23 protein-coding genes are annotated in these 24,458 nt (G+C 60.9%); 14 read left to right on the forward strand and 9 right to left on the reverse strand.

Annotated features, from left to right (window positions below; all coding sequences use genetic code 11):
• Nucleotides 1-13: 13 nt before the first annotated feature.
• The 3 genes from M0D68_RS11050 to M0D68_RS11060 all read right to left on the reverse strand — a co-directional run bounded on the left by M0D68_RS11050 (nt 14) and on the right by M0D68_RS11060 (nt 2,434).
• A complete protein-coding gene (locus M0D68_RS11050; protein WP_167378287.1) occupies nt 14-187 on the reverse strand; it encodes a hypothetical protein in 174 nt (57 codons plus the stop codon).
• 76 nt (nt 188-263) lie between these two features.
• Nucleotides 264-1,058 carry a sulfite exporter TauE/SafE family protein gene (locus M0D68_RS11055; RefSeq protein WP_093633247.1) on the reverse strand — a complete coding sequence of 265 codons (795 nt, stop codon included), beginning with the start codon at nt 1,056-1,058 and terminating at the stop codon, nt 264-266.
• A 191-nt stretch (nt 1,059-1,249) separates the two neighbouring features.
• Nucleotides 1,250-2,434, reverse strand: coding sequence for an acyltransferase (locus tag M0D68_RS11060; RefSeq protein WP_266224240.1), 1,185 nt, complete (start codon nt 2,432-2,434; stop codon nt 1,250-1,252).
• 586 nt (nt 2,435-3,020) lie between these two features.
• On the opposite strand from M0D68_RS11060, the gene M0D68_RS11065 reads away from it, so the two are divergent.
• From M0D68_RS11065 to M0D68_RS11080, 4 genes are all read left to right on the forward strand, one after another.
• Nucleotides 3,021-4,127, forward strand: coding sequence for an OpgC domain-containing protein (locus M0D68_RS11065; protein ID WP_200621705.1), 1,107 nt, complete (start codon nt 3,021-3,023; stop codon nt 4,125-4,127).
• A complete protein-coding gene (locus tag M0D68_RS11070) occupies nt 4,124-5,806 on the forward strand; it encodes a tannase/feruloyl esterase family alpha/beta hydrolase (RefSeq protein ID WP_200621703.1) in 1,683 nt (560 codons plus the stop codon). Before M0D68_RS11065 ends, M0D68_RS11070 begins: the two co-directional genes overlap by 4 nt.
• Before the next feature lie 190 nt (nt 5,807-5,996).
• Complete coding sequence (locus tag M0D68_RS11075; RefSeq protein WP_093633050.1) at nt 5,997-6,923, forward strand: ABC transporter ATP-binding protein; 927 nt, start codon at nt 5,997-5,999, stop codon at nt 6,921-6,923.
• Nucleotides 6,920-7,681 carry an ABC transporter permease gene (locus M0D68_RS11080; RefSeq protein ID WP_093633049.1) on the forward strand — a complete coding sequence of 254 codons (762 nt, stop codon included), beginning with the start codon at nt 6,920-6,922 and terminating at the stop codon, nt 7,679-7,681. Before M0D68_RS11075 ends, M0D68_RS11080 begins: the two co-directional genes overlap by 4 nt.
• 72 nt (nt 7,682-7,753) lie before the next feature.
• Here M0D68_RS11080 and M0D68_RS11085 read toward each other — a convergent pair whose 3' ends face one another.
• A complete protein-coding gene (locus tag M0D68_RS11085; protein WP_093633006.1) occupies nt 7,754-8,755 on the reverse strand; it encodes a LuxR family transcriptional regulator in 1,002 nt (333 codons plus the stop codon).
• Between the two features lie 184 nt (nt 8,756-8,939).
• On the opposite strand from M0D68_RS11085, the gene M0D68_RS11090 reads away from it, so the two are divergent.
• Together M0D68_RS11090 and M0D68_RS11095 are read left to right on the forward strand one after the other, a co-directional pair.
• Nucleotides 8,940-9,851, forward strand: a complete 912-nt coding sequence (locus tag M0D68_RS11090) for a helix-turn-helix domain-containing protein (protein WP_200621702.1) — start codon at nt 8,940-8,942, stop codon at nt 9,849-9,851.
• 607 nt (nt 9,852-10,458) lie between these two features.
• Nucleotides 10,459-10,884: a DUF3830 family protein gene (locus tag M0D68_RS11095; RefSeq protein ID WP_054042606.1), complete on the forward strand. Its 426-nt coding sequence runs from the start codon at nt 10,459-10,461 to the stop codon at nt 10,882-10,884.
• Nucleotides 10,885-11,017: 133 nt separating this feature from the next.
• On the opposite strand, the gene M0D68_RS11100 is transcribed toward M0D68_RS11095, so the two are convergent.
• The 3 genes from M0D68_RS11100 to shiA all read right to left on the reverse strand — a co-directional run bounded on the left by M0D68_RS11100 (nt 11,018) and on the right by shiA (nt 14,332).
• Nucleotides 11,018-11,146 carry an oxalate:formate antiporter gene (locus M0D68_RS11100; protein ID WP_093633004.1) on the reverse strand — a complete coding sequence of 43 codons (129 nt, stop codon included), beginning with the start codon at nt 11,144-11,146 and terminating at the stop codon, nt 11,018-11,020.
• Nucleotides 11,147-11,156: 10 nt separating this feature from the next.
• On the reverse strand, nt 11,157-12,560 hold the full coding sequence (locus tag M0D68_RS11105; protein ID WP_093633003.1) for an OFA family MFS transporter: 1,404 nt from the start codon (nt 12,558-12,560) through the stop codon (nt 11,157-11,159).
• A 443-nt stretch (nt 12,561-13,003) separates the two neighbouring features.
• Nucleotides 13,004-14,332 (reverse strand): shikimate transporter, encoded by a 1,329-nt coding sequence (shiA, locus tag M0D68_RS11110; RefSeq protein ID WP_266224241.1) that lies wholly within the window; start codon nt 14,330-14,332, stop codon nt 13,004-13,006.
• A 368-nt stretch (nt 14,333-14,700) separates the two neighbouring features.
• Here shiA and M0D68_RS11115 point away from each other — a divergent pair, with 368 nt between their 5' ends.
• The 5 genes from M0D68_RS11115 (at nt 14,701) to M0D68_RS11135 (ending at nt 18,790) form a co-directional block, all read left to right on the forward strand.
• Nucleotides 14,701-14,949: a hypothetical protein gene (locus M0D68_RS11115; protein WP_266224242.1), complete on the forward strand. Its 249-nt coding sequence runs from the start codon at nt 14,701-14,703 to the stop codon at nt 14,947-14,949.
• Nucleotides 14,927-15,646, forward strand: coding sequence for a GntR family transcriptional regulator (locus tag M0D68_RS11120; RefSeq protein ID WP_200654292.1), 720 nt, complete (start codon nt 14,927-14,929; stop codon nt 15,644-15,646). Before M0D68_RS11115 ends, M0D68_RS11120 begins: the two co-directional genes overlap by 23 nt.
• Nucleotides 15,647-16,094: 448 nt before the next feature.
• A complete protein-coding gene (frc, locus tag M0D68_RS11125; RefSeq protein WP_093633000.1) occupies nt 16,095-17,342 on the forward strand; it encodes a formyl-CoA transferase in 1,248 nt (415 codons plus the stop codon).
• Nucleotides 17,343-17,360: 18 nt separating this feature from the next.
• Complete coding sequence (locus M0D68_RS11130; protein ID WP_200621701.1) at nt 17,361-18,146, forward strand: fumarylacetoacetate hydrolase family protein; 786 nt, start codon at nt 17,361-17,363, stop codon at nt 18,144-18,146.
• Entirely contained in the window at nt 18,143-18,790 is a 648-nt protein-coding gene (locus tag M0D68_RS11135) for an NAD(P)(+) transhydrogenase (Re/Si-specific) subunit beta (protein ID WP_308187582.1), read from the forward strand. Before M0D68_RS11130 ends, M0D68_RS11135 begins: the two co-directional genes overlap by 4 nt.
• 59 nt (nt 18,791-18,849) lie before the next feature.
• Here M0D68_RS11135 and M0D68_RS11140 read toward each other — a convergent pair whose 3' ends face one another.
• Both M0D68_RS11140 and M0D68_RS11145 read right to left on the reverse strand, forming a co-directional pair.
• Nucleotides 18,850-19,155 carry a hypothetical protein gene (locus tag M0D68_RS11140; RefSeq protein ID WP_256457749.1) on the reverse strand — a complete coding sequence of 102 codons (306 nt, stop codon included), beginning with the start codon at nt 19,153-19,155 and terminating at the stop codon, nt 18,850-18,852.
• A gap of 96 nt (nt 19,156-19,251) precedes the next feature.
• A complete protein-coding gene (locus M0D68_RS11145; protein ID WP_093632996.1) occupies nt 19,252-20,199 on the reverse strand; it encodes a LysR family transcriptional regulator in 948 nt (315 codons plus the stop codon).
• Nucleotides 20,200-20,584: 385 nt separating this feature from the next.
• Here M0D68_RS11145 and oxlT point away from each other — a divergent pair, with 385 nt between their 5' ends.
• The 3 genes from oxlT to M0D68_RS11160 are packed head-to-tail and all read left to right on the forward strand — an operon-like array spanning nt 20,585 to nt 24,377.
• The gene (oxlT, locus tag M0D68_RS11150) at nt 20,585-21,925 is read left to right on the forward strand and encodes an oxalate/formate MFS antiporter (RefSeq protein WP_093632995.1); all 1,341 of its coding nucleotides are present in this window, start codon (nt 20,585-20,587) and stop codon (nt 21,923-21,925) included.
• A 30-nt stretch (nt 21,926-21,955) separates the two neighbouring features.
• Nucleotides 21,956-22,957 (forward strand): LysR family transcriptional regulator, encoded by a 1,002-nt coding sequence (locus M0D68_RS11155; RefSeq protein WP_093632994.1) that lies wholly within the window; start codon nt 21,956-21,958, stop codon nt 22,955-22,957.
• The gene (locus tag M0D68_RS11160) at nt 22,926-24,377 is read left to right on the forward strand and encodes an aldehyde dehydrogenase family protein (protein WP_266224250.1); all 1,452 of its coding nucleotides are present in this window, start codon (nt 22,926-22,928) and stop codon (nt 24,375-24,377) included. Before M0D68_RS11155 ends, M0D68_RS11160 begins: the two co-directional genes overlap by 32 nt.
• Nucleotides 24,378-24,458 lie beyond the last annotated feature (81 nt).

Raw genomic sequence — 24,458 nt, forward strand, 5'->3', positions numbered from 1 at the left:
GAGAGCGGGAACGTCATTTCTTGGGTGGTGGCGTGTCGCCCTTTTGCGGCAGAGGCTGATCGAGACCCGGTTCGACTGGGGTAGGAATGGCGTCGCCGATAGGCTTGGAAACCTCGGTAGGCGGGCTGCCGGGGTCTTCATCCGGCTTGTTTTCGTGCTCGTTCGGGGGATTGGGCAGGTTTGCCATGCTGGCTCTCCGGTGGATTGCTATGAGCAATGAGCAGCAATACGCGTTCCACGGCTGGTGCGCACAGCCCACACCCTTATAAAACCCCGGATTTCCAGACCATTTGCGCAGCGGCTGCCAGAACGAACACCAGAACCAGAACGCGAAACGCTCCCGGCGGCAATCTGTCTCTAAGCGGCCGTACCAACAGTATTCCCGCGATCACCGGCACACTCGCGCAGACCGAAATGACCAGATCGCTCCAGCTGGCATGCGCACCGCCGCTAAACGTGGCAACCAGCGTGATGATCGACACCACCAGAATAATTGCGATCTGCTTGGTAAAGACTTTTCCCGTCGCGCCCGTGGCGATCAGATACATCGCCAGCAAAGGCCCCGGCACCGAAGCGATGCTCTCCATCACCGCCGCCCCGAATCCCAATACGAAGCCCGCCGGTTTCGCCCATCTCGGTGACAGCGTGAGCCGCGGTGAAAGCAACAGGAGCAGCGCCGCAACGATCAGCAATACGCCCGCAGCAGCCTGCGCGCGATGGGGCGCAAGCGAAATCAGTACGCTCACGCCGACGATGTTGCCGATCACCGTACCGATCAAGGGCGCGGCAATGCGCCGGACCGTCGGCAGCATGTCGCCGCCTTCCAGTGCCTGTGGAATATTGCCGAGAATGATCGGCATCGAGAGCAACAGAACGGCCTCCTTGATCGGCATGAACTGGCTGAGAATCGGCATCGCCACCAGCGGCACGCCGATACTCACCACGCCCTTGACCATTCCGCCCAGCAATAGCGCCGCAACAATGCCGACCAGCGCATAAAGGCTGAGCGTCTGCAGGCTCGCGCCAAGCACGCCGTTGGCGAAACTGAAATGAAACATCGTTGAAGTCCGCGAGCCCACCGCGCGGACCAGATGGACCGGAGTTCGCGCGGGCAGTGGCTTGTTTTTATCGTTCGGCCTGTTCAGTGCCTGCGTGTCGCGCAAGGGTCGAAGCAGCCGGCCAGGTGAGGCCGCATGATACCGCGCCCTTACTCATGTCGCATGAAAGCAGAACGTAATGGGTGAGTCCTTCAGGCGGCATCTGAAGCGGTGCTTTTTTCTCTCAATGCATGCCCGTTGCGGGCAGCAAAAGAGGCCGGTGTTTGCGTAGTAGTTGGTGTCGTGGTGTCCAACGGCGCACGCCGTGTTTTCAAGCGAAGAATGGGTGCTTCGATCAGGCGCCAGGACAACACGGCCATCGTCAGTGAAATCACGAATGACGCGACAATTCCGGCGACATGCGCCCACAGCGGCACGGTACCGCCGAAGAACGCCGTGGCGTGGTGGTTGCGGGTCAGGTCCGGAATCAGATTGTGATAGAGATAAAAGCCGTAGCTGATGCGCCCGAAGTTCATCAGCCAGCCGGTTTCGAGCAGGCCGATCACGGCGGCGTTGCGGCAGCACGCAATCGAACACACCAGTGCCGCGATACAGAGGCCATACAAGGCGCTGACCGTCGTGAAGGCAAGCGAACTGTCCAGTTGATTCCACATAGGCTCAGTCGCACAAAAGCCCACCAGGCAAACGCTCAATACGAACAGCGTCATGCCATGCCCGAGCACGATGCGCAAACGGCTCTCGTTCCCGGCGATCATCAAGCCGCCAATCCCGCCCAAGGCGAGCAGCCAGAAGTTGGTCAGCGGATGCGTATAAATCGTGATGTCCTGCCACTGTGCCGCACGCATTGCCAGCAGCGAAACGAGTCCCACCGCGATGATCGCGAGGCACACGGCGCGATGCCGCCGCACCGCAACCAGCAGCAATAGCGGCGCAAACACGAGATAAAACTGCTCCTCGATCGCGAGGCTCCAGAGATGCGAGTAACGCCCCGGCCAGTAATGCAGCACCGAGCCGATCCAGAAGTTCGACAGATAGGCGAAATGAAACGGCATGCCGCTCGCGAGCTCTGGGCTCGCCATCCCGAGCGCCATCAGCACGCACATCACCGCCAGCATCAGGTAGTAAATCGGAAAAATGCGCAACGTGCGGCGAAACAGAAAACGCTTCAATTCCACACTGAACCGGCTGCCGTTTGTTTCGATGCGTGCGCGTTGTGCGGACAGAATACCGATGATCAGAAAGCCGCTTAGCGCGAAGAATATCCACACACCAAGATGACCAATTTCGCCGATGTCGCCGAATAAACGGTGCTGAAAAAAGACCATAAGGACTGCGATCGCGCGCAATCCGTCGAAGCCTGCAATTCTGTTATTCATGTGGTTATCTTCCAGTGCGAAGGCGGTGCGCAAAGCGCTGCCGTTCAGGGCGAGAGTGGAAGGACCGGAACGTACCGGTGACGGCAAAGTCAACAACGGCAAAGGGAAAACGTCGCAATGACGCTCAGCAAGCCAGGAGATCGAAGATCAGCCCGGCAGCGTGTCCGGTCCACATGAGTGGCCGCCGTCGAGGGGGGTATCGCGGGAAATGCGCGAGGTCCGACGGGCGTGCATTAACCCATCCTACGATGAAAAAAAGCGAAAAAAATCGCGCATCGCAATCAGTGATTTTTTTCAGTGACCTTTACCGATCGTGTTTGTGCTGGATGGTTTGAAAGTCGCAAAACTTGCTGCAAGACTTTCCGCTAACCATGGCACGACAACTCAGTATTACTGCATGCCGACATCTGATTTTCAGATTGCTGGCACTCCGAATGCATTTAGAGGGCGGTTGTCAGCGCGTGTCGAGTTGGCGCACGGTCTTGCTGGGAACGTTTTATTCTCATGGAGTTCCTACATGGAACTCCCTGTGTATGACCGCTTTTCACGGCGCATTGCACGCACGCGCCATCTTGCGAGAACCAGAATGGACACCCGCCGCGGACGCTCGATCGAAGTGGATTTCTTCCGCGGCGTCGTGTTGATCGTCATCGTGCTGGACCACATTCCCGGCAGCACGCTGTCGCATCTGATGTTGCACACGTATGCCCTGTGCGACTCGGCGGAAGTGTTCGTGTTCCTCGGCGGCTATGCGTCGGCGGCAGCGTTTACAGCGGTACTCGCGGGCCGTGGCGAGAGTGCGGCGAAGATGCGTTTCGTGAGGCGCTGCTGGGAGATCTATCGCGCCTATCTATTGACGGCCGTATTGACGCTGCTGTCCGGCGCCGTCCTCGCGCTATTGCATCTGAATCAGCCGATGGTCGACCTGACCGGCTGGCAGCCGTTCGCGGTTCAACCGTTGCGCGAAGCATTCGATATTGCCGTGCTGCGGCGCCAGCCGTATTTGTCGAGCGTGCTGCCCATGTACGTGATCTTTGCGCTATTCGTGCCATTCGTGGTGCCGTTGGCGCGCCGGTCGTCGCTCGCGGCGCTGGGCCTGAGCGTGACGATCTGGGCGCTTGCCCGGCCGCTGGCCGCGCTATTCAGCATTGACGACGTGGCCGGCTGGGCTTTTAATCCGTTTGCATGGCAATTGATGTTCGTGCTCGGTATTCTGTGCCGGGTGCAGCCCGTCAGCGAGCGCTTTCACGCCACCCGCACGGCGCATTGGTTCACGCGTGCCGCCGTGATCGCGGTGCTGGGGTTCGCCATTGTTAAACTCTTTGTATTGACGCAGCCGCTGCCCGGCTTGAATAAACAGAACCTTTCCGTGGAACGCGTGATCAACTTTCTCGTCATCGCCTGGCTCGCTGCGCAGTTCGTGCGCACGGGCAGCATTGCGTGGCTCGCGCAGCGCTTGCCGGCCGTGGTGACGGTCGGTCGTACCGGGCTTGTGTGTTTTGTCGCCGGCACGCTGGTGTCGTTGATCGTCGATACGGCAACGCCGCATACGTTCCACGGCTTTCGCGGCACGCTGATCGGACTCGGCGGCGATCTGGTCGCCATCGGCGCGGTGCTGATGATCGCGCGCGGCTGGAACGACTGGAGAGGGCCGCGCTCGCGCGCGGCTGTCAACGGCGCGGGTTACGGATGAGGGCGCGGGTGCGCCATGTCCGCCATAGGCTTTCTAAGGGGCGTTCACGCACGGCCGTCACGGTGGCCAGCGCCGTGCTATGGCTGACGAACGCCTCACAGGCATTCGCCGCGCCCAAGGATGCGCCGCTCGCCATGCGTTGCGCGGAATTCGCGGGCGCGGTGTTGCCCCCGGAACTGATCGCTTTGCCGACTGCTGGCGTGCAAATCGAAAGTGCGGCGATGGTGGCGGCCACCGCGCTCGGCAATCAGCAAGGCGGCGAATATTGCCGTATCACCGGGCGCATCAAGGCGCTCAAAGCCACCACGCCGGATATCCGCTTCGACCTGAATCTGCCGCGCCGCTGGAACGGCCGCGCGTTGCAGATCGGCGGCGGTGGTTATAACGGCGTGGTGGTGAGCGGGACGGGCGTGATGCCGTTCTCTCCGGATCGCGCACCACTCGCGCAAGGCTATGCGACCTTCGGCGACGACTCGGGGCATGTGGGTGATTCATCGCTCGCGGTGTTCGGCCTCGTGGATGAAGCGGTGACGAATTTCGGCTACGCGCATCTGAAGAAAACGCACGACGCCGCGCTCGCATTGATTGCACGCGCTTACGGCCGGCCGCCGCAACGGATGTATTTCGCCGGCGGCTCGACGGGCGGCCGCGAAGGCTACACGGTGATGCAGCGCTATCCCGACGACTACGACGGCGTGATCGCCAATTCGCCCGCGCTCAATTTCTCCGGTGTGCGTTTGATGGGCGTGAAGCTCGGTCAGGCGGAATACGCGACGCCCGGCGGTTTCGTTTCACCAGTATTGCTCGAGCACGTGTATCAACGCACGCTCGCGGTCTGCGACCGGCTCGATGGCGCGGCGGACGGTGTGGTCAGCGACGTCGACGGGTGCAAGGAACACGAAGCGGAAATCATCGCCTCGTTGCGCTGCGCCGGACGCGCTCCCTCGCATGACGAGTGCCTCACCGACACGCAGCTCTCCACCTTGCTGCTGATGCGCGACGGCCTGTCGTTGCCCTACAAGCTGGCGTGGAATGTCAGCGGCTACAGCGGCTATAACATCTTTCAGGGCACGCGTCTGACCGGCATGCTCGGTCTCGGACATCAAGCCGGGCGACTGCCGGTGCCGACCTTCTTCGCCAACGGCTATCTGTTCGCGCAGGGCGACGGCTACGTCCGCTACTTCGTGGCCCACGATGCGGAGTTCGACTCGCTCAGGTTCGACCCGCTTCATCCCGGCAAATATCGCGGACAGCTCATCGCGCTCTCACAGACGATCGGCGCGATGAACCCCGACCTGGCTCGCTACATCGCGAAGGGCGGCAAGCTCATCACACTGCAAGGCCTCGCCGACGAAGTCATCAGCCCGAACCAGACGATCGCTTACTACGATGCGCTGATCGATCGGTTCGGCATCGACCAGGTCGATGCATTCATGCGGCTCTACATGGTGCCGGGTTTCCAGCATGGCAGCGGCGTGTTCATTCCGTCGGTGGATCTGCTGGGCGCGCTCGACAATTGGGTGACGCGTGGCGTATCGCCCGAAACGCTGACCGCTACAGATATCGCGGCCGCGACCAACGGACGCTCGCGTCCGTTGTGCCGTTACCCGCTGTTTCCCCGCTATAGCGGCAAGGGCAATGTGAATCTCGCCAGCAGTTTCACGTGCGCCGAACCGTGACGGGCACCGGCCTGTCTGGCAAGAACTCGGCCGGCCCTGAAAGGCTGACACGCTTACCGGCGGTATCCGCTCCTCCGAAATCTCGCGGTTACGCTGCAGGCTTTCCCACTTTCAATTACATTGCGGGTGCGGCGGCGTATTCGTCCCGCCCCCTTTTAATCCAATACCGGTGTCTGCCATCGTCGAATCCATGCAGCCTATCGTTTCGGTTACGAATCTGTCGAAAACCTATGCCACGGGTTTTCATGCACTCAAAAACATCAATCTGGCGATCAATCGCGGAGAAATCTTCGCCCTGCTAGGGCCCAATGGGGCGGGCAAAACCACCCTCATCAGCATCATTTGCGGCATTGTCAATGCGAGCGTTGGCAGCGTGATGGTGGACGGCCGCGACATCGCGACGGACTATCGCGGCGCACGCTCGCTGATCGGCCTCGTGCCGCAGGAGCTCACCACCGACTCGTTCGAAACGGTCTGGGCGACCGTCTCGTTCAGCCGCGGGCTGTTCGGCAAGCCGAAAAACCCCGCTTACATCGAGAAGGTCTTGCGTGATCTGTCTCTGTGGGAAAAGCGCGATAACAAGATCATTACGCTGTCGGGCGGCATGAAGCGCCGCGTGCTGATCGCCAAGGCGCTCTCGCACGAACCGCGCGTGCTGTTTCTCGACGAACCCACGGCCGGTGTCGACGTCGAGTTGCGTCGCGATATGTGGAAGCTGGTGCGCTCGCTTACTGCAAGCGGTGTGACGATCATCCTCACCACGCACTACATCGACGAAGCCGAGGAAATGGCCGACCGCATCGGCGTGATCAATGCGGGCGAGATCATGCTGGTGGAAGAGAAGACGGAGTTGATGCGCAAACTCGGCAAGAAGCAGTTGACGCTGCAACTGGAGAGTTCGCTCACTGAAGTGCCGCCGGCGCTGGCCGGATATGGACTGGATGTCGCCAAGGGTGGCAACGAGTTGATCTACACGTATGAGGGCGACGGCGGGCGCACCGACATCATCGCGCTGCTCAAAGCGCTCGACGATGCCGGCATCCGCTTCAAGGATCTGCATACGACGCAAAGTTCGCTCGAAGACATCTTCGTCAGTCTGCTCCGAGGTAATCAATGAATATCTACGCAATTCGCGCGATCTATAAGTTCGAGATGGCGCGCACCTGGCGCACGCTGATGCAGAGCATCATCGCGCCGGTGATTTCGACTTCGCTTTATTTCGTCGTGTTCGGCGCGGCCATCGGTTCGCGTATCAAGGAAGTGGACGGCATCAGTTACGGCGCGTTCATCGTGCCGGGTCTGATCATGCTTTCGCTGCTGTCGCAAAGCATTTCGAATGCGTCGTTCGGAATTTACTTTCCGCGCTTTACCGGCACGATCTATGAGTTGCTATCGGCGCCGGTGTCGTATCTCGAGATCGTGGTGAGCTATGTGGGCGCGGCCGCCACCAAATCGATTCTGCTCGGCTTGATCATTCTGGCGACTGCCGGCCTGTTTGTGCCGCTGCAGGTGCAGCATCCGTTCTGGATGATTCTGTTTCTGGTGCTCACCGCGGTCACGTTCAGTCTGCTCGGTTTCATTATCGGCATCTGGGCGGATAGCTTCGAGAAGCTGCAACTCGTGCCGCTCCTGATCATCACGCCGCTTACCTTCCTCGGCGGGAGTTTCTATGCGGTCAATATGCTGCCGCCGTTCTGGAAGGTCGTGACGCTGTTTAATCCGATCGTTTACCTGGTCAGCGGTTTTCGCTGGAGCTTCTATGGTCTCGCCGATGTGGATGTCGGTGTCAGCCTCGGGATGACCGCGCTGTTTCTGGCGGTGTTTCTCGTGATCGTTGCCTGGATCTTCAAGACCGGGTACCGGCTCAAGAGCTAACGGCGCTCATGATTCAAGCGCACGCGGCCGGCTCGACATGCGCGCCGGCCGCAGTGCTCTTTAGTCCCTTCCTTAAGTCACATACCCCTGCGCCACATTGATCAGCTGCACGCGATTGCGCACGTTGAACAACTGCCGCAAGCGCCGCAAGTGGTAGTCGACGTTATGCGGCGACAGCCCGAGGAAGTAGGCGATTTCTTTGTCGCGCTGTCCCTGCACAACCGCCTTCAGCACTGCATGCTGCAATTCGCTCAGCGAGACGCGCTGCTGCTGCTCGGGTGCGATCCCGATCACGCTTTTCGCGTGCATCCAGATGAATTCATGGATCGTGTGCGCGAACATCAGCGTTTCGGCCACGATCGATTCCGTCATCCAGCGCGGGTTGCCGATCTCCGAGTTGAAGCACAAGCTCGCGCTCAGCTCCGGCTCAGGCAGCGGCATCTGCGTGAGAATCCCGCTTTTGCGGCCGTTGGCCTCCAGCATGTCGATCAGCCCGCCGAGCCGCTCGCTGCGCATCTGCGCGCGCGGCAGGTCGGCGCGCATGTCGGCGGTGTTCCAGAGGAACGGCATGCCGGTCGGCGACGCCAGCGCAACGCGCGGATCGAGCTCGAAATAACGCTCGCGGAAATAGCGCGTGAGCCATGTCTGCGACTCGTAGCTGGTCAGCACGAACATCGACTTGTGATGCGCGGTGGTGCGCGTGGCCGAATAGCTGAACGAGTCGAAGCCGAGTTGTTTGATGCGCCGCCGCACGAATTCGATGCGGTCCTGCGCACTGCCAAAACGCACCAGCGGACTGATGACTGGCGCTGCACGTCGTGCGGCAGGCGAGGGCGTGCCGATCTCCTCTTCGGTGAAGAGAGTCAGGAAACCGCCAGCCGATATGCCTGACGCCATGCGGGTTGATGTCCTGGATGCTTCAGCCGCGTGGGCTGAATTCTCGAGTTGCCGCGTGCCGGCCGGGTAAGCCGGTTGTGCGGTAACCGCTGAGTTGTATGCCGCCGACACGTGGCTGGCCTCGCCTTGCGGCGAGCCCGTCAGCCAATGCGGCAACGTATCGCATTCGTGTTCCATGAAACGGTAGCTCCGGCGTTCGAAACGCGTGAAAGACGACAACCTGGATGATTAACTATTTCCAAATATTACGGTAGCCGGTTCCTTGCTATCATTTTTGAGATCTTGCGCTGACCTCTAACCGGCGACGCGGGTGCGGCAGGGTTTGCTCATGTGCATATAGGACCTCCCTGAAAGAGATGTGATGGCAAAAATTCCAAAGCTGACAACGACGCTTGCCTACGACCGCTATATGGCGGGCCAGAAACTGGTGTCGAGCGTGGATCGCCCGTGGCGGCACCTGGTGCTGCGCTCGTATCTCGAACCTGACGAGCAGGAACTGCTGGAGGCGCCCGGCCTGCAGGACGTCACGCTGATGACGCTCGGCAGCGGCGCCGAACACCTCGAGCGCAACCTGGACGGACGCTGGGAGAGCGCCGACCTGCGTATGGGCGACGTCTGGTTCGTGCCGCCCGTGCCGATCTCGTGGCGCTGGCGTTCGATCAGCGATGAGCCGCTGTCGACCGTTCATTTGCACCTGGAGCGCAGCCTGATCGACAGCGTCGCCGACCAGATGGAGCTGGGTGGTTCACGCGAGCTGACGCTAGGCGACGCAATGCAGTTTCACGATCCACTGATCGCCGAGATGCTTCGCGCATTGCATCGCGCCGCGGGCGATCCCGCCGACTCGCGGCTGTATGTCGACGCGCTGACCCACGCGCTCGCCGCCCATTTGTTGCAACATTATTCGCGTGGCCGTCACGCTCAGGCCGGCCTGCCGCCGCATCCGGAGCGTTTGGTGCCACGCCGCATCCGCCGTGTAACCGATTACATTCGCGCCAATCTTGCCGCCGATCTCGCCATCAGCGAACTGGCCGCGCAGGCCGGGTTAAGCACCTTCCACTTTGCACGTGTGTTCCGCCGCGAGACCGGTGAAACACCCCACCAGTTCGTCACGCGCTTGCGTCTCGAGGAAGCCGCGAGGCTGCTGCGCGCCACCGATCATCCGGTGCTGCAAATCGCGCTTGCGGTTGGTTTCGAGAATGCCAGTCATTTCTCCGTGCAGTTCAAGCGTGGCTACGGCGTAACGCCGCTTGCCTACCGGCTGCGCGGCTGAGCGTCAGGTTGCGCGGCTGGATCGTGTGGGCGGCTCGCCAATATGCGATGCCCGAGTTGCATGCCGACGGTTGACGGCACGCGGGATTCGTCGGTCGCGACACGCTATGCTGCTGTGCAGAGCGGGAACGCCTGATCGCCGCGTGGCACCGTGTATCGAGGCCGGTCGCGGCGGGTTGTCGAGGGCAAGATTTGATGAAGCGCCGGAAACGGCAATCACGCACTTTTCGCAGTTTGCTGCGCATTGCGCGGCTTGCAAACTACGAAGTTTCGTGGCGCGATTGAGGATGAAGCTGGCATGGATGCGCCCCGATGCTGTTCCGGCCAATTTTGAAGCCCTGTGATTTCATGCGCGGTGAACGATAGAACCGCTTGCATCCTTTGCGCTTGTTGGTTTGCGGTAGCACGCGGTGGAGCGCTATGAACGCGCGATGGCCTGTGCAATGCGCGTTCGCCGCGGCCATTGGGCTAACTGGCCTGACCAGTTGCTCGGCAACTGTATCTGTCGAAGCCTTGCACCAGCCGACAGAATGTTGTGCCGTCGGCTTGGCCTCAGCCGGCGTCTGACCGACCCTTCCACTCAACCCTTCACACCGGATACCTTAGCGATGACCCGACTCCGAATCACCTCCTGCGGCCACGTCTTTACCGCCGAAACGCATCCAGACGCGCCGCAAACGGTGGCCGCCTTTCTGAAGCTTCTGCCATATCGTCAGAAGATCATTCACGTGCGCTGGAGCGGCGAGGGCTGCTGGGTTCCGCTTGGCGACTTCAAGCTCGAAAACGACGGCGTGGCAGTCGGCTTCGAAAATCACACGAGCCATCCGTCGGTGGGCGACATCCTGTTCTATCCGGGCGGCTACAGCGAAACGGAGATCATTCTTGCGTACGGCTCGTGCTGCTTCGCAAGCAAGCTCGGCCAGCTCGCGGGCAATCACTTCCTGACCATCGTCGAAGGCAAGGAAAAGCTGCGCGAACTCGGCACCAAGGTGCTGTGGGAAGGCGCGCAAGAAGTACTGTTCGAGAAGATCTGAAGCGGCGGCAGTGCGGTGTGTCCGCAGTAGCCGGAGGCGGAGGGTAGGAGACCGCGCGCAACTCGTGCGCGCGTTGTGACGCTTTGCTGGCGCCCCGCACGTTCGATCGTGCGGGGCGCGTGCAACACTTAACTCACTTGAACAGCTTCATCGCTTGCGAGAGCGTATTGAACACGCCCCATGCGAGCGGCAGCGTCACATACAGCCAGAAGACGGCGAGCTTGACCTTGTTGGTCGGATGAACGGCTTGAACGGTCGACATACGAGTCTCCTTAGGCGCCTTTGGCGAGTTGTGCGTCAGTCATGTGGTGCTTGTCGTCGACACGCTTGACCAGCAGGTTGCAGACGAAACCGATCACCAGCAGCACCACCATGATGTGGATCGTCATCGTGTAGGCGTCCGCCTTGGCCACGCCGTGCGCCACCTGATAGGCACGGATGTAATTCACCAGCACCGGACCGGCGACACCCGCTGCGGCCCAAGCCGTCAGCAGACGGCCGTGAATGCCGCCGACGAAGGCGGTGCCGAACATGTCCGCGAGATACGCGGGCACCGTCGCGAAGCCACCGCCGTACATCGACAGGATCACGCAGTACGCGAGCACGAACAGAGCGATCTGGCCGGAAGCCGCGAAGCCGGGCACGAGGTAGTACAGCACGGCGCCGAGCGCGAAGAAGATGAAGTAGGTGTTCTTGCGGCCGATCCAGTCCGAAGCCGAGGCCCACACGAAACGGCCGCCCATGTTGAACAGCGAGAGCAGGCCGACGAAACCAGCCGCCGCGGCAGCCGTCACGGTGTCCTTGAAGCTCTCCTGAATCATCACCGACGCCTGGCCGAGAATGCCGATGCCGGCCGTCACGTTCAGGAACAGCACGAGCCAGATCAGGTAGAACTGCGGCGTCTTCAACGCCTGATCGATGTGCACGTGGTTACGCGAGATCATCTTCTTCTGGGTGGTCTCGGGCGGCGTCCAGCCGGCCGGCTTCCAGTCAGCCGGCGGCACGCGAATCGCGAGTGCGCCGATCGACATCGAGATGAAGTACGCAATGCCGAGCACGACGAAGGTCTCGGCCACGCCGATGCTGGTCGCGCTGCGGAAGTGGTTCATCAACGCTACTGACAACGGCGCGGCAATCATCGCGCCGCCGCCGAAGCCCATGATCGCCATGCCCGTCGCCATGCCGCGACGGTCCGGGAACCAGCGGATCAAGGTCGACACCGGCGACACATAACCGAGGCCGAGTCCAATCCCGCCGATCACGCCGTAGCCGAGATAGAGCAGCGCGATCTGATGCAGGTGCACGCCGAGCGCCGAGACGAGGAAGCCGCCGCCGAAGCAGCACGCAGCGGTAAACATCGTGCGGCGCGGGCCGACATGTTCGAGCCACTTGCCGGCAAACGCCGCCGACAAACCCAGGAACACGATCGCCAGCGAAAAGATCCAGCCGAGCGAGGTCAGCGACCAGTCGTCAGCGGTGGATTGCGTAATGCCGATGACTTTGGTCAGCGGGCCGTTGAATACGGAGAAGGCGTACGCCTGACCGATACAAAGGTGAACGGCGAGCGCTGCAGGCGGAACCATCCAGCGCGAAAACCCGGGCTTCGCAACGGTGGCCTGTTTGGAAAAGAATGGGGCAGAGCCTGAATTCCCGCTCGGCTCGGTGATACTGCTCATGGTCGGTCTCCGGTGTGACGAATGCTTTGTTATCGGCGCTTCATACGCAAAGCTTTAGGTCGCGGCGTAAAAATTGCAGATTCATGTGGCTTACATATATGTATTTTTATTTCATATGACGGTCGTCAAATTCAGACAAAACTCGTTCCGTCGAACGATAGGGCGCGAACCTGGCGTTTGCAATATGAGATGTAAATGCATAAGGCATTAGCCTGGTGAAATACGACCGTAATCTGCGGCGATGCGGCACGAAGGCCGGGAACGAGCTACTGAATGCAGGGCAATCAGTGCCCGGAATCGGCAAAAAGCGGAGTGTTGGGGGGAGGTGCGCGAGGGGCATGAAGTAGCGCTACTCGCGAGAAATCCAGTATTCATTCAAAAGCCAACGGGCCGGTCGTAGCACCTCTGCCACGCCGGCCCGCCGCAATCCTCATCGGTAGGAATCAGGCGACCGTGCGCCCCGTCTTCATCTTCGCAGCCACCAATACTGAGATCAGACAGCCGATTGCCAGATACGCCGCCACCGGATGCCAGGAGCCGCCGGCAAAGCTGACCAGCGCCACCGCGATAAACGGCGTGAAGCCGCCGCCGACCACGCTCGCCACCTGATAACCGACGCCCGCACCGCTATAGCGGTACTCGGTGCCGAACAGTTCGGTGAACATCGGCTGCTGGACGCTCACGACCATGTCGTGGGCGACGTTGGCGAGCATGACCGCGAAGATCACGATCCACACCGTCGAGCGGGCTTCGAGCGCGAGGAAGAACGGCACCGCGCTGAACATGCCGACCAGCGCGCCGATGATATACACACGCCGGCGGCCGAAACGGTCCGCAAGCCACGCGAAGCACGGAATCGTCACGCAGCTCACCGCGCCGACCAGCAGACCGATCGAGAGGAAGAACTCACGCGGCATGTGCAGATTCGCCGTCGAGTAGTTCAGTGCGAACGCGGTCACGATATACATCGTGAACAACTCGGCAAGGCGCAGCGCGATGATCAGCAGGAAAGCCTTGGGGTGCTTCAGCAAGGCCTCGACGATCGGCAGCCGCACGCTGCGTTCGCCCCGTTCGCCGACCTTCTCGACGAACTCCTTCGATTCTTCCATGCTCGAGCGGATCCACAGCGCGACCAGCACCAGCACCACACTGAACAGGAAGGGCAGGCGCCAGCCCCAGCTCAGGAACGACGCGTTGTCCATCGAGCGGCTGATGATCGCGACCAATCCGGTCGCGAGCACCAGACCCACGCCATAGCCGACCTGCACGCCGCTGCTGTAGAACGCCTTCTTCTTCTCCGGCGCGCTTTCGACCGCCATCAAGGCGGCGCCGCCCCATTCGCCGCCGACCGCGAAGCCCTGGATCGCGCGCAACGTGACGAGCAGCACCGGCGCCCACCAGCCGATGCTGGAGAAAGCCGGCAGCAGACCGATTGCCGCGGTGGAGAGGCCCATCATCATCACTGTGAGGACCAGCATGCGCTTGCGTCCAAGCCGGTCGCCGTAGTGGCCGAACACGAAGCCGCCGAGCGGCCGGAACAGAAAGCCGACGCCGAAAGTTGCGAATGCGGCGAGCGTGCCCATCGCCGGGCTGACCTTCGGGAAGAACTCGGCGTTGAAGACGAGCGCGGCGACGATGCCGTACAGCAGAAAGTCATACCAGTCGACTACTGCGCCGACAAAGCTGCCAAGCGCCGCCTTGCGTGCCTGGCTGCGCGCCGCGCGGTTGTCGGTGATGGACGTTTTCGGCGCGCTCGGGATAGTGGTACTCATATGACGGTGTCTCCTTCGAATTCTCGGATGCTGTCTGGAAGCGCGCGGCAGATGCAGGGCAGGGGACGCTGCGGCCCATCACAGGATTCCCCGAAGATTAATGATGCGTAGCGGTTCCCACAATCCGCATTCGGGTGAATTTGCGCGATCATCGAACGCGACTGCGCGCATAGCGCGCGTTTTGCGCGTTTACACCGAGCGTCGTGTGTTGGGACAAGCAGGAGAAGCGCCCGCGGGTTGCCCGTGCTACCTTGAACATCTAATCCTAAAAACAACAGTGACTGATATACTACATACGGAATATTGATTTTTGCGGCGCTGCAGCATATGATTGAGTCATCTATTCACTCAATCATTCGGAGTTACAAATGGAATTTGTTCCTCTCTCGCTGCTCGCCGTTGGTTTCGTAGGTTTGGGCGCTGCCGCCACCGTTCTGCTGACCCGCTGGATCCCGCAGCCGGTTGCGCAACTTGCAGCGCAACATGGCCGGTTCGTCGGCCTGGGCGAGCAGGATGGCAGAATGGCCGCAGTGGCGCCCGCAGTGGCGCCCGCAGTGGTGCCCTACCGTGCGCATGTTCAACAAGAGGCGATGAATGTCGTCAGAACTTCAAACTGAAGCAGTGGCCCCACCCCTGACGTTGTCGTTGCAGCCGATCAGCGCGAGCGTGAGCTTGCGCGATCAGGCGTATGCCATGCTCCGCCAGGCCATTGCCGACGCGGATATCTACCGGACTCACGAAGAAATCCGCCTCGACGAGCGCGTGCTGAGCGAATCGCTGGGCGTGAGCCGCACGCCGGTGCGCGAGGCGATGACGCTGCTCGAACAGGAAGGTTTTTTGCGCATGGTGCCGCGGCGCGGCATCTATATCGTGCGCAAGAGCAAGCGTGAAATCGTCGAAATGATCCAGATGTGGGCCGCGCTGGAAAGCATGGCGGCGCGTCTTGCCACGCTGCACGCCACGGACGAGGAAATTGCCCGCCTGCGCCACATGTTCGACAATTTCCGCGACGCCACGCCGGCCGAGCACATTGCCGAGTATTCCGACGCCAACATCGCGTTTCATCAGGCGATCGTCGAGCTGTCGAAATCGCAGATCATTCTCGACACGATCAAGAACATCTTCATCCATGTGCGGGCGATTCGCCGCATGACCATTTCGCAAAGCGACCGCGCGTCGCGTTCGATCGTCGACCACCTGCGCATTATCGAGGCGTTGGAGCAGCGCGATACCGAACTGGCTGAGCGTCTTACGCGCCAGCATTCGCTCGATCTGGCGGCGTTCGTCGAAGCGAATTGCGATTTTCTGGATTGATGGTGGCTTAAGCGCCTGCTTGGCGCAACGAATGAGAATGAAAAGCCCGGGGTGACGACGTCACCCCGGGCCTTTTGCGTTTCCGATCCATTTCTTTCCTCTCTAGTCGTCGCCTCGCACTGGGTGGGGTTAAGCCCGGCTTGACGGTGACTGAAATGTAGTATGTGATATATCAAAGGCGATCGAGGCAAGCGACATCTCGGTGTTTTCCCTCGAATCGAGCAGACCGGCGCGGCTTCATCTCGTTGAAACGTAGGCCTGACAAGCATTCAGAGCAGAAATTCCGAAGCAGCCGCATTTTCAGATCGCGCTTGATCGAATGTGATATATCACATACCGTATGTACCGGGGCTAACCGGACATCCGCTGGAGCGGACGTTATCGAAGCAGGCGCGTCGGTCGATAACCGTTGCACACAACTGAGACTGATCAGGACAGGAGACTTGACATGAGCAAAGCACTCGACGGCGTGCGCATTCTCGATTTCACGCATGTGCAATCGGGTCCGACTTGCACGCAGTTGCTCGCGTGGTTCGGCGCGGACGTGATCAAGGTGGAGCGGGCCGGCGCCGGCGACATCACGCGCGAGCAACTACGGGACATTCCCGACGTGGACAGCTTGTACTTCACGATGCTCAATCACAACAAGCGCTCGGTCACGATCGATACCAAGAACCCGGAAGGCAAGCTGGTGCTCGAGGCGCTGATCCAGAAGTGCGACGTGCTGGTGGAGAATTTCGCCCCGGGCGCGCTGGACCGGATGGGCTTCACGTGGGAGCGGATTCAGGAGTTGAACCCGCGCATGATCGTGGCCTCCGTGAAGGGCTTTGGCCCGGGCCCTTACGAGGACTGCAAAGTCTACGAGAACGTCGCGCAATGCGCGGGCGGCGCGGCCTCGACCACCGGTTTCGACGATGGCCCGCCGGTGGTGAGCGGCGCGCAGATCGGCGACAGCGGCACCGGTTTGCATCTGGCGCTCGGCATTGTCACGGCGCTGTATCAGCGCACGCTAACCGGGCGCGGTCAGAAGGTGCTCGCCGCGATGCAGGACGGCGTGCTCAACCTGTGCCGCGTGAAGCTGCGCGACCAGCAGCGGCTCGAACGCACCGGCACGATGAAAGAGTATCCGCAGTATCCGAACGGGACGTTCGGTGAAGCGGTGCCGCGCGCGGGGAATGCTTCGGGCGGTGGTCAGCCGGGCTGGATTCTGAAGTGCAAGGGCTGGGAGACGGATCCGAATGCATATATCTACTTCATCACGCAGGCCCCGGTGTGGGCCAAGATCTGCAACGTGATCGGCAAGGAAGAGTGGGCCACCGATCCGAACTACGCGACGCCTGCCGCGCGCTTGCCGCATCTGAAGGATATCTTTGCCGAGATCGAGCGCTGGACCATGACCAAGACCAAGTTCGAGGCCATGCAGATCCTCAACAAATACGACATTCCTTGCGGGCCGATTCTCTCGATGAAGGAAATCGCCGAAGAGCCGTCGCTGCGCAAGACCGGCACGATTGTCGAAGTGGATCATCCGACCCGCGGTAAATATCTGACGGTTGGTAATCCTATCAAACTGTCGGACAGTCCGACCGAAGTTACGCGCTCGCCGCTGCTGGGCGAGCATACCGACGAGGTGATGACTGAACTCGGCTACTCGCCCGAGCAGATCAGCGCATTGCGGACCGCCGGCGCGATTTGAGAGTTCAAGGAGCGATGTATGGATACGTGGATGCGTTTCATGTCGAGCGACGGTGGTGTCGTGTTCGGCCGGGTGGAAGGCGGTTATTTACACGAGTACGAAAGTCTCGATCAACCGGTGCCGACCGGTGCGGTGTTGTCGACACGTGCGCTTACGCCGCTCGCGCCTTGTGCGCCCGGCAAGATCGTCGCGTTGTGGAATAACTTTCACGCGCTCGCGGCGAAGCTCGACAAGCCCGTGCCGGCGCACCCGCTATTTTTGTTGAAGCCGGCGGGGTCGGTGATCGGTTCAGGTGAATCGATCCGTCGGCCGCTCAGTTACGCTGGCAAGATCGTCTACGAAGGCGAACTCGGTATCGTGATTGGGCGGCGCTGCCGCGACGCGAGTATCGAAGAGGCTGCGGAATCGATCTTCGGCTACACGCTGGTCAACGATGTGACCGCCGCCGATCTGCTGAACGAGAATCCGCACTTCCCGCAATGGTGCCGTGCGAAGGGCTTCGATACGTTCTGCTGTATTGGACCCTCGATCGTCTCCGGTTTCGACTGGCACGCGGCACGCCTCGTGACGATGCTCGACGGGGTGGAGCGGCAGAACTATCCGCTTGCCGATATGGTGTTTTCACCTGCCGAGCAGGTGAGTCTGATTTCACAGGACCTGACGCTCGAACCGGGTGATGTGATTGCGTGCGGCACGTCGGTCGGCGTCGGCTCGATCAAGGACGGCGCGACCGTGACGATCTCAATCGAAGGGATCGGTACATTGAGCAATACCTTGACCACTGTGTGTGAGCTAGCGCTATGACGCGACGGCCGCGGCTCGTTGCGTTGCTCGGCAGTGGCACGGGGCTCGCCGTTATGGTGGGCGGGTTTGCGTGCTACCTGTCGGCGGCGGCGCAGGCGAATGTCGAGCGTATCGAGCTCTATGCCGCGGTCTTTATCGGTGCGCTGGTTTTCGCCACCTCCGCCATCGCATTCTGCAAACTGCGTGGCGTGCTGGACCCGAGTACAGTCGCGCTTCCGGGGCATGGCATTGTCAACGTCCTGGCGCTTTTACTGTGTGGCTGGCTCGGCTACGGCTTCGTCACGGAACAGGCGCAGCCATTCGGACTCGCCGCGCTGCTTGCGATGAGCGTGCTGGCCGTTGCGCTAGGCACGCATCTGATGACCAGCCGCGAGTACTCGACGAACGTTCGCGATTCACACTGTCATGCGTTTGCCGGACGTTGCGATGGATTTGCACTGGAGCGGCGCGGGTTGTTGGCGCGCATCGAATGGCACGGCGGCGAAGAGCAGGTGTGGGCGCTGCGCGAGATAACGCCCGGCATGGTGCGCGCGGCAGCATACCGGCATCGTCGTGGCTGGCATAACACTGGGACGGTGGGCGTACAAAAGCGCGGGTCTGTCCGCCAACGCGCCACCCACCGTGCAATGTGCCGTCAAAGATGAATACACCGATGCGCCGGACGGCGAGCAGGGCGAACGGCGGAATCGTCCCGCCGAAGCCCTTATTCGCCTGCCGCCGCGAATTCGCTGTAGTACCTGGCTTTCTTGCTCAGAATCATCTGGGCAAGAAAATCGGCGTCGTACGCGCTGTGAAGATGCGCGTGAAACCGCTCGATGTAGGCGGTGATGCGCGCCGCTTCGCTGTTGAATTCCTTCAGCACATCGAGTGTGGCCTGGTCCCAGCGGAACCGCAGGCCAAGGTCGCTGAAGGCCGCGTTGAACGCGCTCAGATGGGCGTCGTCCGGATTGTTCGCGGTGGCGCGTGCAGTACGTGTGCTGGCGTGAGACTCAACCGCAGCGTGGTTCATGATCGGCCTCCTAGGCTGACAAGTAAGGGAACTCACTTGCAGCATAGGGATACTGATCAATCCGCAATAGTTAAAGTTTCATTGGCTTTCCATAGCCTACTGCTTATAGACGCTCAATTCCTTCACGCGCGTAATCTTCTCGATGAGACCCGCGCCTTCCTCCATCAGGAAGCGTTTGAAGGCGACCGCAACCGGCGGCAGGCGCTTGTTCTTGCGATGCACGACGTACCAGTTGAGCATGACGGGAAAGCTTTCCACATCGAGCACGACCAGATGGCCGAGCTGCAACTCGAGACTGATCGTATGCGCGGACAGGAACGCGATGCCCATGCCGGCGATCACCGCCTGCTTGATCGTTTCGGTGCTCTTGATCTCCATCGCGATCTTCAGGTTGGCGAGACGGCCGGCGAAGCCTTCTTCCATCGAATTCCAGGTATCCGAGCCGCGTTCGCGCACGATGAAGGCCTCACTCGCCAACTGGCTCATCTTGATGTTGCGTTTGTGCGCGAGCGGATGCGTGGGCGCCGCCACGATCACGTAAGGGTGCGGCGCGAACGGTTCGTTGGTCGCGTCGGTCTCGTGCGGCGGCCGCACCATCACGGCGAGATCGGTCTGGTTGGTCGCGAGCTGATGCAGCAGTTCTGCGCGATTGTGCACGGCGAGATTGAGCACGACGCCCGCGTAACGCCGCGTGAATTCGGCCAGCAGGCGCGGGAAAAAGTAGTCGCCGGCGCTGATCACCGCGACGTTCAGCTTGCCGCCGGAGACACCCTTCAGCTGACTCATCGCCTCGTCGACTTCGTGGAACTGCTGAATGATCGCGCGGCTGTAGTGAAGCATCTCGGTGCCGGCCGGCGTCAGATAGATTTTTTTGCCGAGCTGTTCGAACAGCGGCAGCCCTGCGTGCTCCTCGAGTTGCCTCACCTGAGTGGAGACGGCGGGCTGCGTCAGATGCAATTCTTCCGCGGCGCGCGAGAAGCTGAGGTGGCGCGCTACCGTTTCAAAGACCTTCAATTGCCGCAGAGTGGCATTGCGCATCGTCATGGCCGATGTATAAGCAAATATGAATCGACATAATAACAAACTTTAATTATTAGTTATTCAGCAATGACCCTAGCATGGGGCTGTATAAGAAGCGGAATTGTCGGCGTTGTGCTTGATGCGGTACTCGGGTTAACGCTTGTATTTGAGGCGTAGCAAGGGAAGCGGCGAAGCGCCGATGCAGTGTCGATACTTAATTGATCGGAATAAAGAAATCGTCTGAAAAACGGTGATTCAGGCAGCAACAGGCCTTAAAGAATTTGAATTAAAGACGCAAATATTAAATATTCCCGAATGGCAAGGCTGTCCGGGTCATAAGCATAAGGTGAGACGCATACAGTGCGGCGTGATGGCCGGCCGCACTCAATAAATAGCGGAGACAAGGCTCATGGACGATATCACTCGACAGACCACGACTCGCGTATTCTGGGCGAACCGCTGGTGGCAGCTCGTCATCGGCATGATGTGCATGGCATTGGTAGCCAATCTGCAATACGCATGGACGTTGTTCGTCACGCCGATGAATTCGCGGCATCACTGGGGTGAAGCATCCATTCAGCTCGCATTCGCTATTTTCATTCTCACAGAAACGTGGCTCGTGCCGGTGGAGGGCTGGCTGGTCGACAAATTCGGACCACGCCCGGTGGTCGCAGGCGGCGCGGTATGCGCCGGCATCGCGTGGGTGATGAATTCGTATGCGACGACCTTGCCGATGCTGTATGTGTCAGCGGTCATTGCCGGGATCGGCGCAGGCGGCGTGTACGGTACCTGTGTCGGCAACGCGTTGAAATGGTTTCCGGATCGCCGGGGTCTTGCGGCCGGTTTGACGGCTGCAGGTTTTGGCGCGGGTGCTGCCGTCACGGTCATTCCGATCGCCAACATGATCACGCGCTCGGGCTACGAGCACACCTTCTTTTTCTTCGGCATCCTGCAGGGCGTCAGCATACTTTTGCTTGCGCTGCTGTTGAAGAAACCGAACTTGCGCCAGCAAGCCGCACCGAAGAAGAAGTTCGCGGTCACCAAGGTCGACTACACGCCGGGCCAGATGATCAAGACGCCGGTGTTCTGGGTGATCTACGTATCGTTTGTCGCGGTGGCGGCGGGCGGCCTGATGGCGACCGCGCAAATCGGTCCGATCGCCAAAGACTGGGGGCTCGCACGCATTCCGATGACGATCTTCGGTATGACCCTGCCGCTGCTCACGGCCACGCTTTCCATCGACAATATCTGCAACGGCTTTACCCGTCCGCTGTGTGGTTTCATCTCCGACAAACTCGGCCGTGAGAACACGATGTTCGTGATCTTCATCGGCGAGGGCCTCGCCTTGCTCGGTCTCATGCAGTACGGCACCAACCCGTATGCGTTCATGACGTTCGCCGCGTTGATCTTCCTGTTCTGGGGCGAAATTTTCTCGATCTTCCCCGCGATTTGCGCCGATACCTTCGGCAGCAAATATGCGGCGGCCAATGCGGGCACGCTGTACACCGCGAAGGGCACCGCCTCGCTGCTGGTGCCGATTGCTTCGGTGCTGTCGGCGACAGGTGGCTGGAGTCTCGTCTTTATTGTGTCCGCCGTCGTCACGATTGCCGCGGGCATCTCGGCGAAGTTCATTCTTGCGCCCATGCGTTCACGCTGGATCGAAGCGCACAATGAGCCCCAGGGCGTGCTGGCCGTTGCCGGCAGCAAGGCCTCGCGGCTTAGCCACTGGCCTGAGCAATCGGGGGAATAGGGTGACCCATCTACACCCGGCAGTAACGTTATGAATGTTTCGTTGCAGCAACTCAAGGTGTTTGTCGCCGTCGCGCGTGAACGGAGCTTTACACGCGCGGCGCGCGAGTTCGATCTGACGCAGTCGGCGGTGAGCCGTTGTGTGCGCGAACTTGAAGACGCCGTTGAATTGAAGCTCTTCGACCGCACCACGCGGCAAGTAGAACTGACTCATGCCGGCGCGAGTCTCGAGCGCAGAATCGGCCGCCTGCTCGATGAAATCGAATTGACGCTGCGCGAGGAGCGGGCCGCTTACGACGGACACACTGGCGTGGTCGTGCTGGCGAGCAATCCCGTGTTGTCGTCGAGCTGGGTGGCGCAGGGGCTGGCGCGTTGCGCGTCAGCGTTTCCCGAACTCGTCGTATCCCTCAGAGATCAATCGCAAAGCAGCGTGCTCGCGAGCGTCGAGCAGGGGGAAGTGGACTTCGGCGTGGTCTCGGTGGCGGAGCCTCTGGCCAACGATCAGTTGCACGCGCAAGTAGTGTTCACAACGCCGCTGCATGTGGTGATGCCGCCCGCGCATCCGCTGGCGCGGCAAGCCAGCGTCGCATGGCATGCATTGCACGAGTGGGCGCTCGTCACCTTGAATGCCGACGCGGGTGTGCGCGCCGCGCTTGATCTTGCCTTCAACACGCACGGCCTGAAGCGACGGCCTGTGCAGGAGCTCGGCCATGTTGCGGCAGTGTCGCGCATGGTCGAATTGGATCTTGGTGTCGGCGTTTTACCCGTCGATGGACATTGGCCCGCGCCCGGCGCGGCACTGGTGAGCCGGCCGCTACTTCCCGAGATAAATCTCACGACGCTGCTCGTGCATCGCCGCAATCGCTCCCTCAGACCCAACGCCGCAGCGGCTTGGGCGCAGTTTGCTGCGCTCGCCGGTGCGGCTTCGCCTGCCGCCAGGGCGGTGCCGGCCGATCCGCTGCCGGTCAGTCCACGCAATATCCCAAGCAAGGAGCTTCATGATGGAAACCGAAACCGACCTCAGGCGCCATGATTTGCTGATCGACGGCAAGCGTTTGCCGCCTGGCACCGGCGAATATTCCGTCGACATCAACCCGGCGACCGAAGAGCCGATTGCGCTGGTTGCACAAGGCAGCGCGGCCGATGTCGACACCGCGGTGCACGCGGCGCGCGCCGCGTTGAAAGTGTGGAATGCCATACGGGCAGCCGAGCGTGGCCGCATACTGATGCGTCTCGCCGGCTTGATGCGCGCGAATCTGGACGAACTCGCGGCGCTCGAAAGCCTCGACGCAGGCAAACCCATCTCGGCGGTAATGCGCCAGGATATTCCGGCGGCGATCGATACGCTCGAATACTACGCAGGCTGGTGCGACAAGATCAATGGGCTGGTGGTGCCGGTGCGTCCCGATGCCTTGACGTACACGCTGCGCGAACCGGTCGGCGTGGTCGCCGCGATCGTGCCGTGGAATTTCCCGCTGATGATCGGCATGTGGAAAATCGCGCCCGCGCTGGCGTGCGGTTGCACGCTGATCGTCAAGCCTGCGGAGATTACGCCGCTGACGGCGTTGCGCCTCGGTGAGCTCGCGCTCGAAGCGGGTGTGCCGCCGGGAGTACTGAACATCGTCACCGGCAAGGGGCGGGTGGTCGGCGATGCGCTGGTGGCGCATCCCGGCATCGACAAGGTGACCTTCACGGGCTCGCCTTCCGTGGGGCGTGGCATTCTGCAGGGCGCGGCCAGCAACTTCAAGCGCGTCACGCTTGAACTCGGCGGCAAGTCGGCGAACCTGATTTTCCCGGATGCGAATCTCGACAATGCGGTGCGAGCCGCGGCGTCGGGGATTTTCTTCAACACCGGCCAGGTGTGTTCGGCCGGCTCGCGCATTCTGGCTCACCGCGACGTCTACGACGAAGTGGTCGAGCGTCTCGCGGCGCGTGCGAAGGCGATCAAGGTCGGCGATCCGGCGGCGCGCGAAACATCGATGGGGCCGCTTATTTCCGCGGCGCAGATGAAAACCGTGCTCGGCTATGTCGAGACGGGGCGCGCCGAGGGGGCATCGCTCGTGACCGGCGGCGTGCGGGTGGGCGAGCGCGGCTTCTTCGTCGAGCCGACGGTGTTCGCCAATGTCGAACATGAAATGCGCATTTCGCAGGAGGAGATCTTCGGGCCGGTGGCGAGCGTGATTCGCTTCAACGACGAAGCCGATGCGATCCGTATCGCCAATGGTACGTTGTATAGCCTCGCAGCCGGCGTATGGAGTGCGGATATCGGTCGCGTGCATCGAGTGGCGCGTGACCTGAGAGCGGGCACCGTGTGGATCAACACCTACGGTTATACCGATGTGCGCTTGCCTTGGGGTGGTTCCGGCGATTCGGGCTTTGGCCGTGAGCACGGCGACGTGGCGATTGAAAACTTCACCGAGCCCAAGGCGGTGTGGCTGGCTATCGATCAATAGCGATGTAAAAAAGGATCGAACGCGTGGCGTTCGATCCTTTTCTTAAGCTTGTGAGACGTCGGCCGAAGCGCCAACCGGCGC

The organism is Paraburkholderia sp. SEWSISQ10-3 4 (assembly GCF_030464785.1).
GTDB lineage: Bacteria > Pseudomonadota > Gammaproteobacteria > Burkholderiales > Burkholderiaceae > Paraburkholderia > Paraburkholderia aspalathi.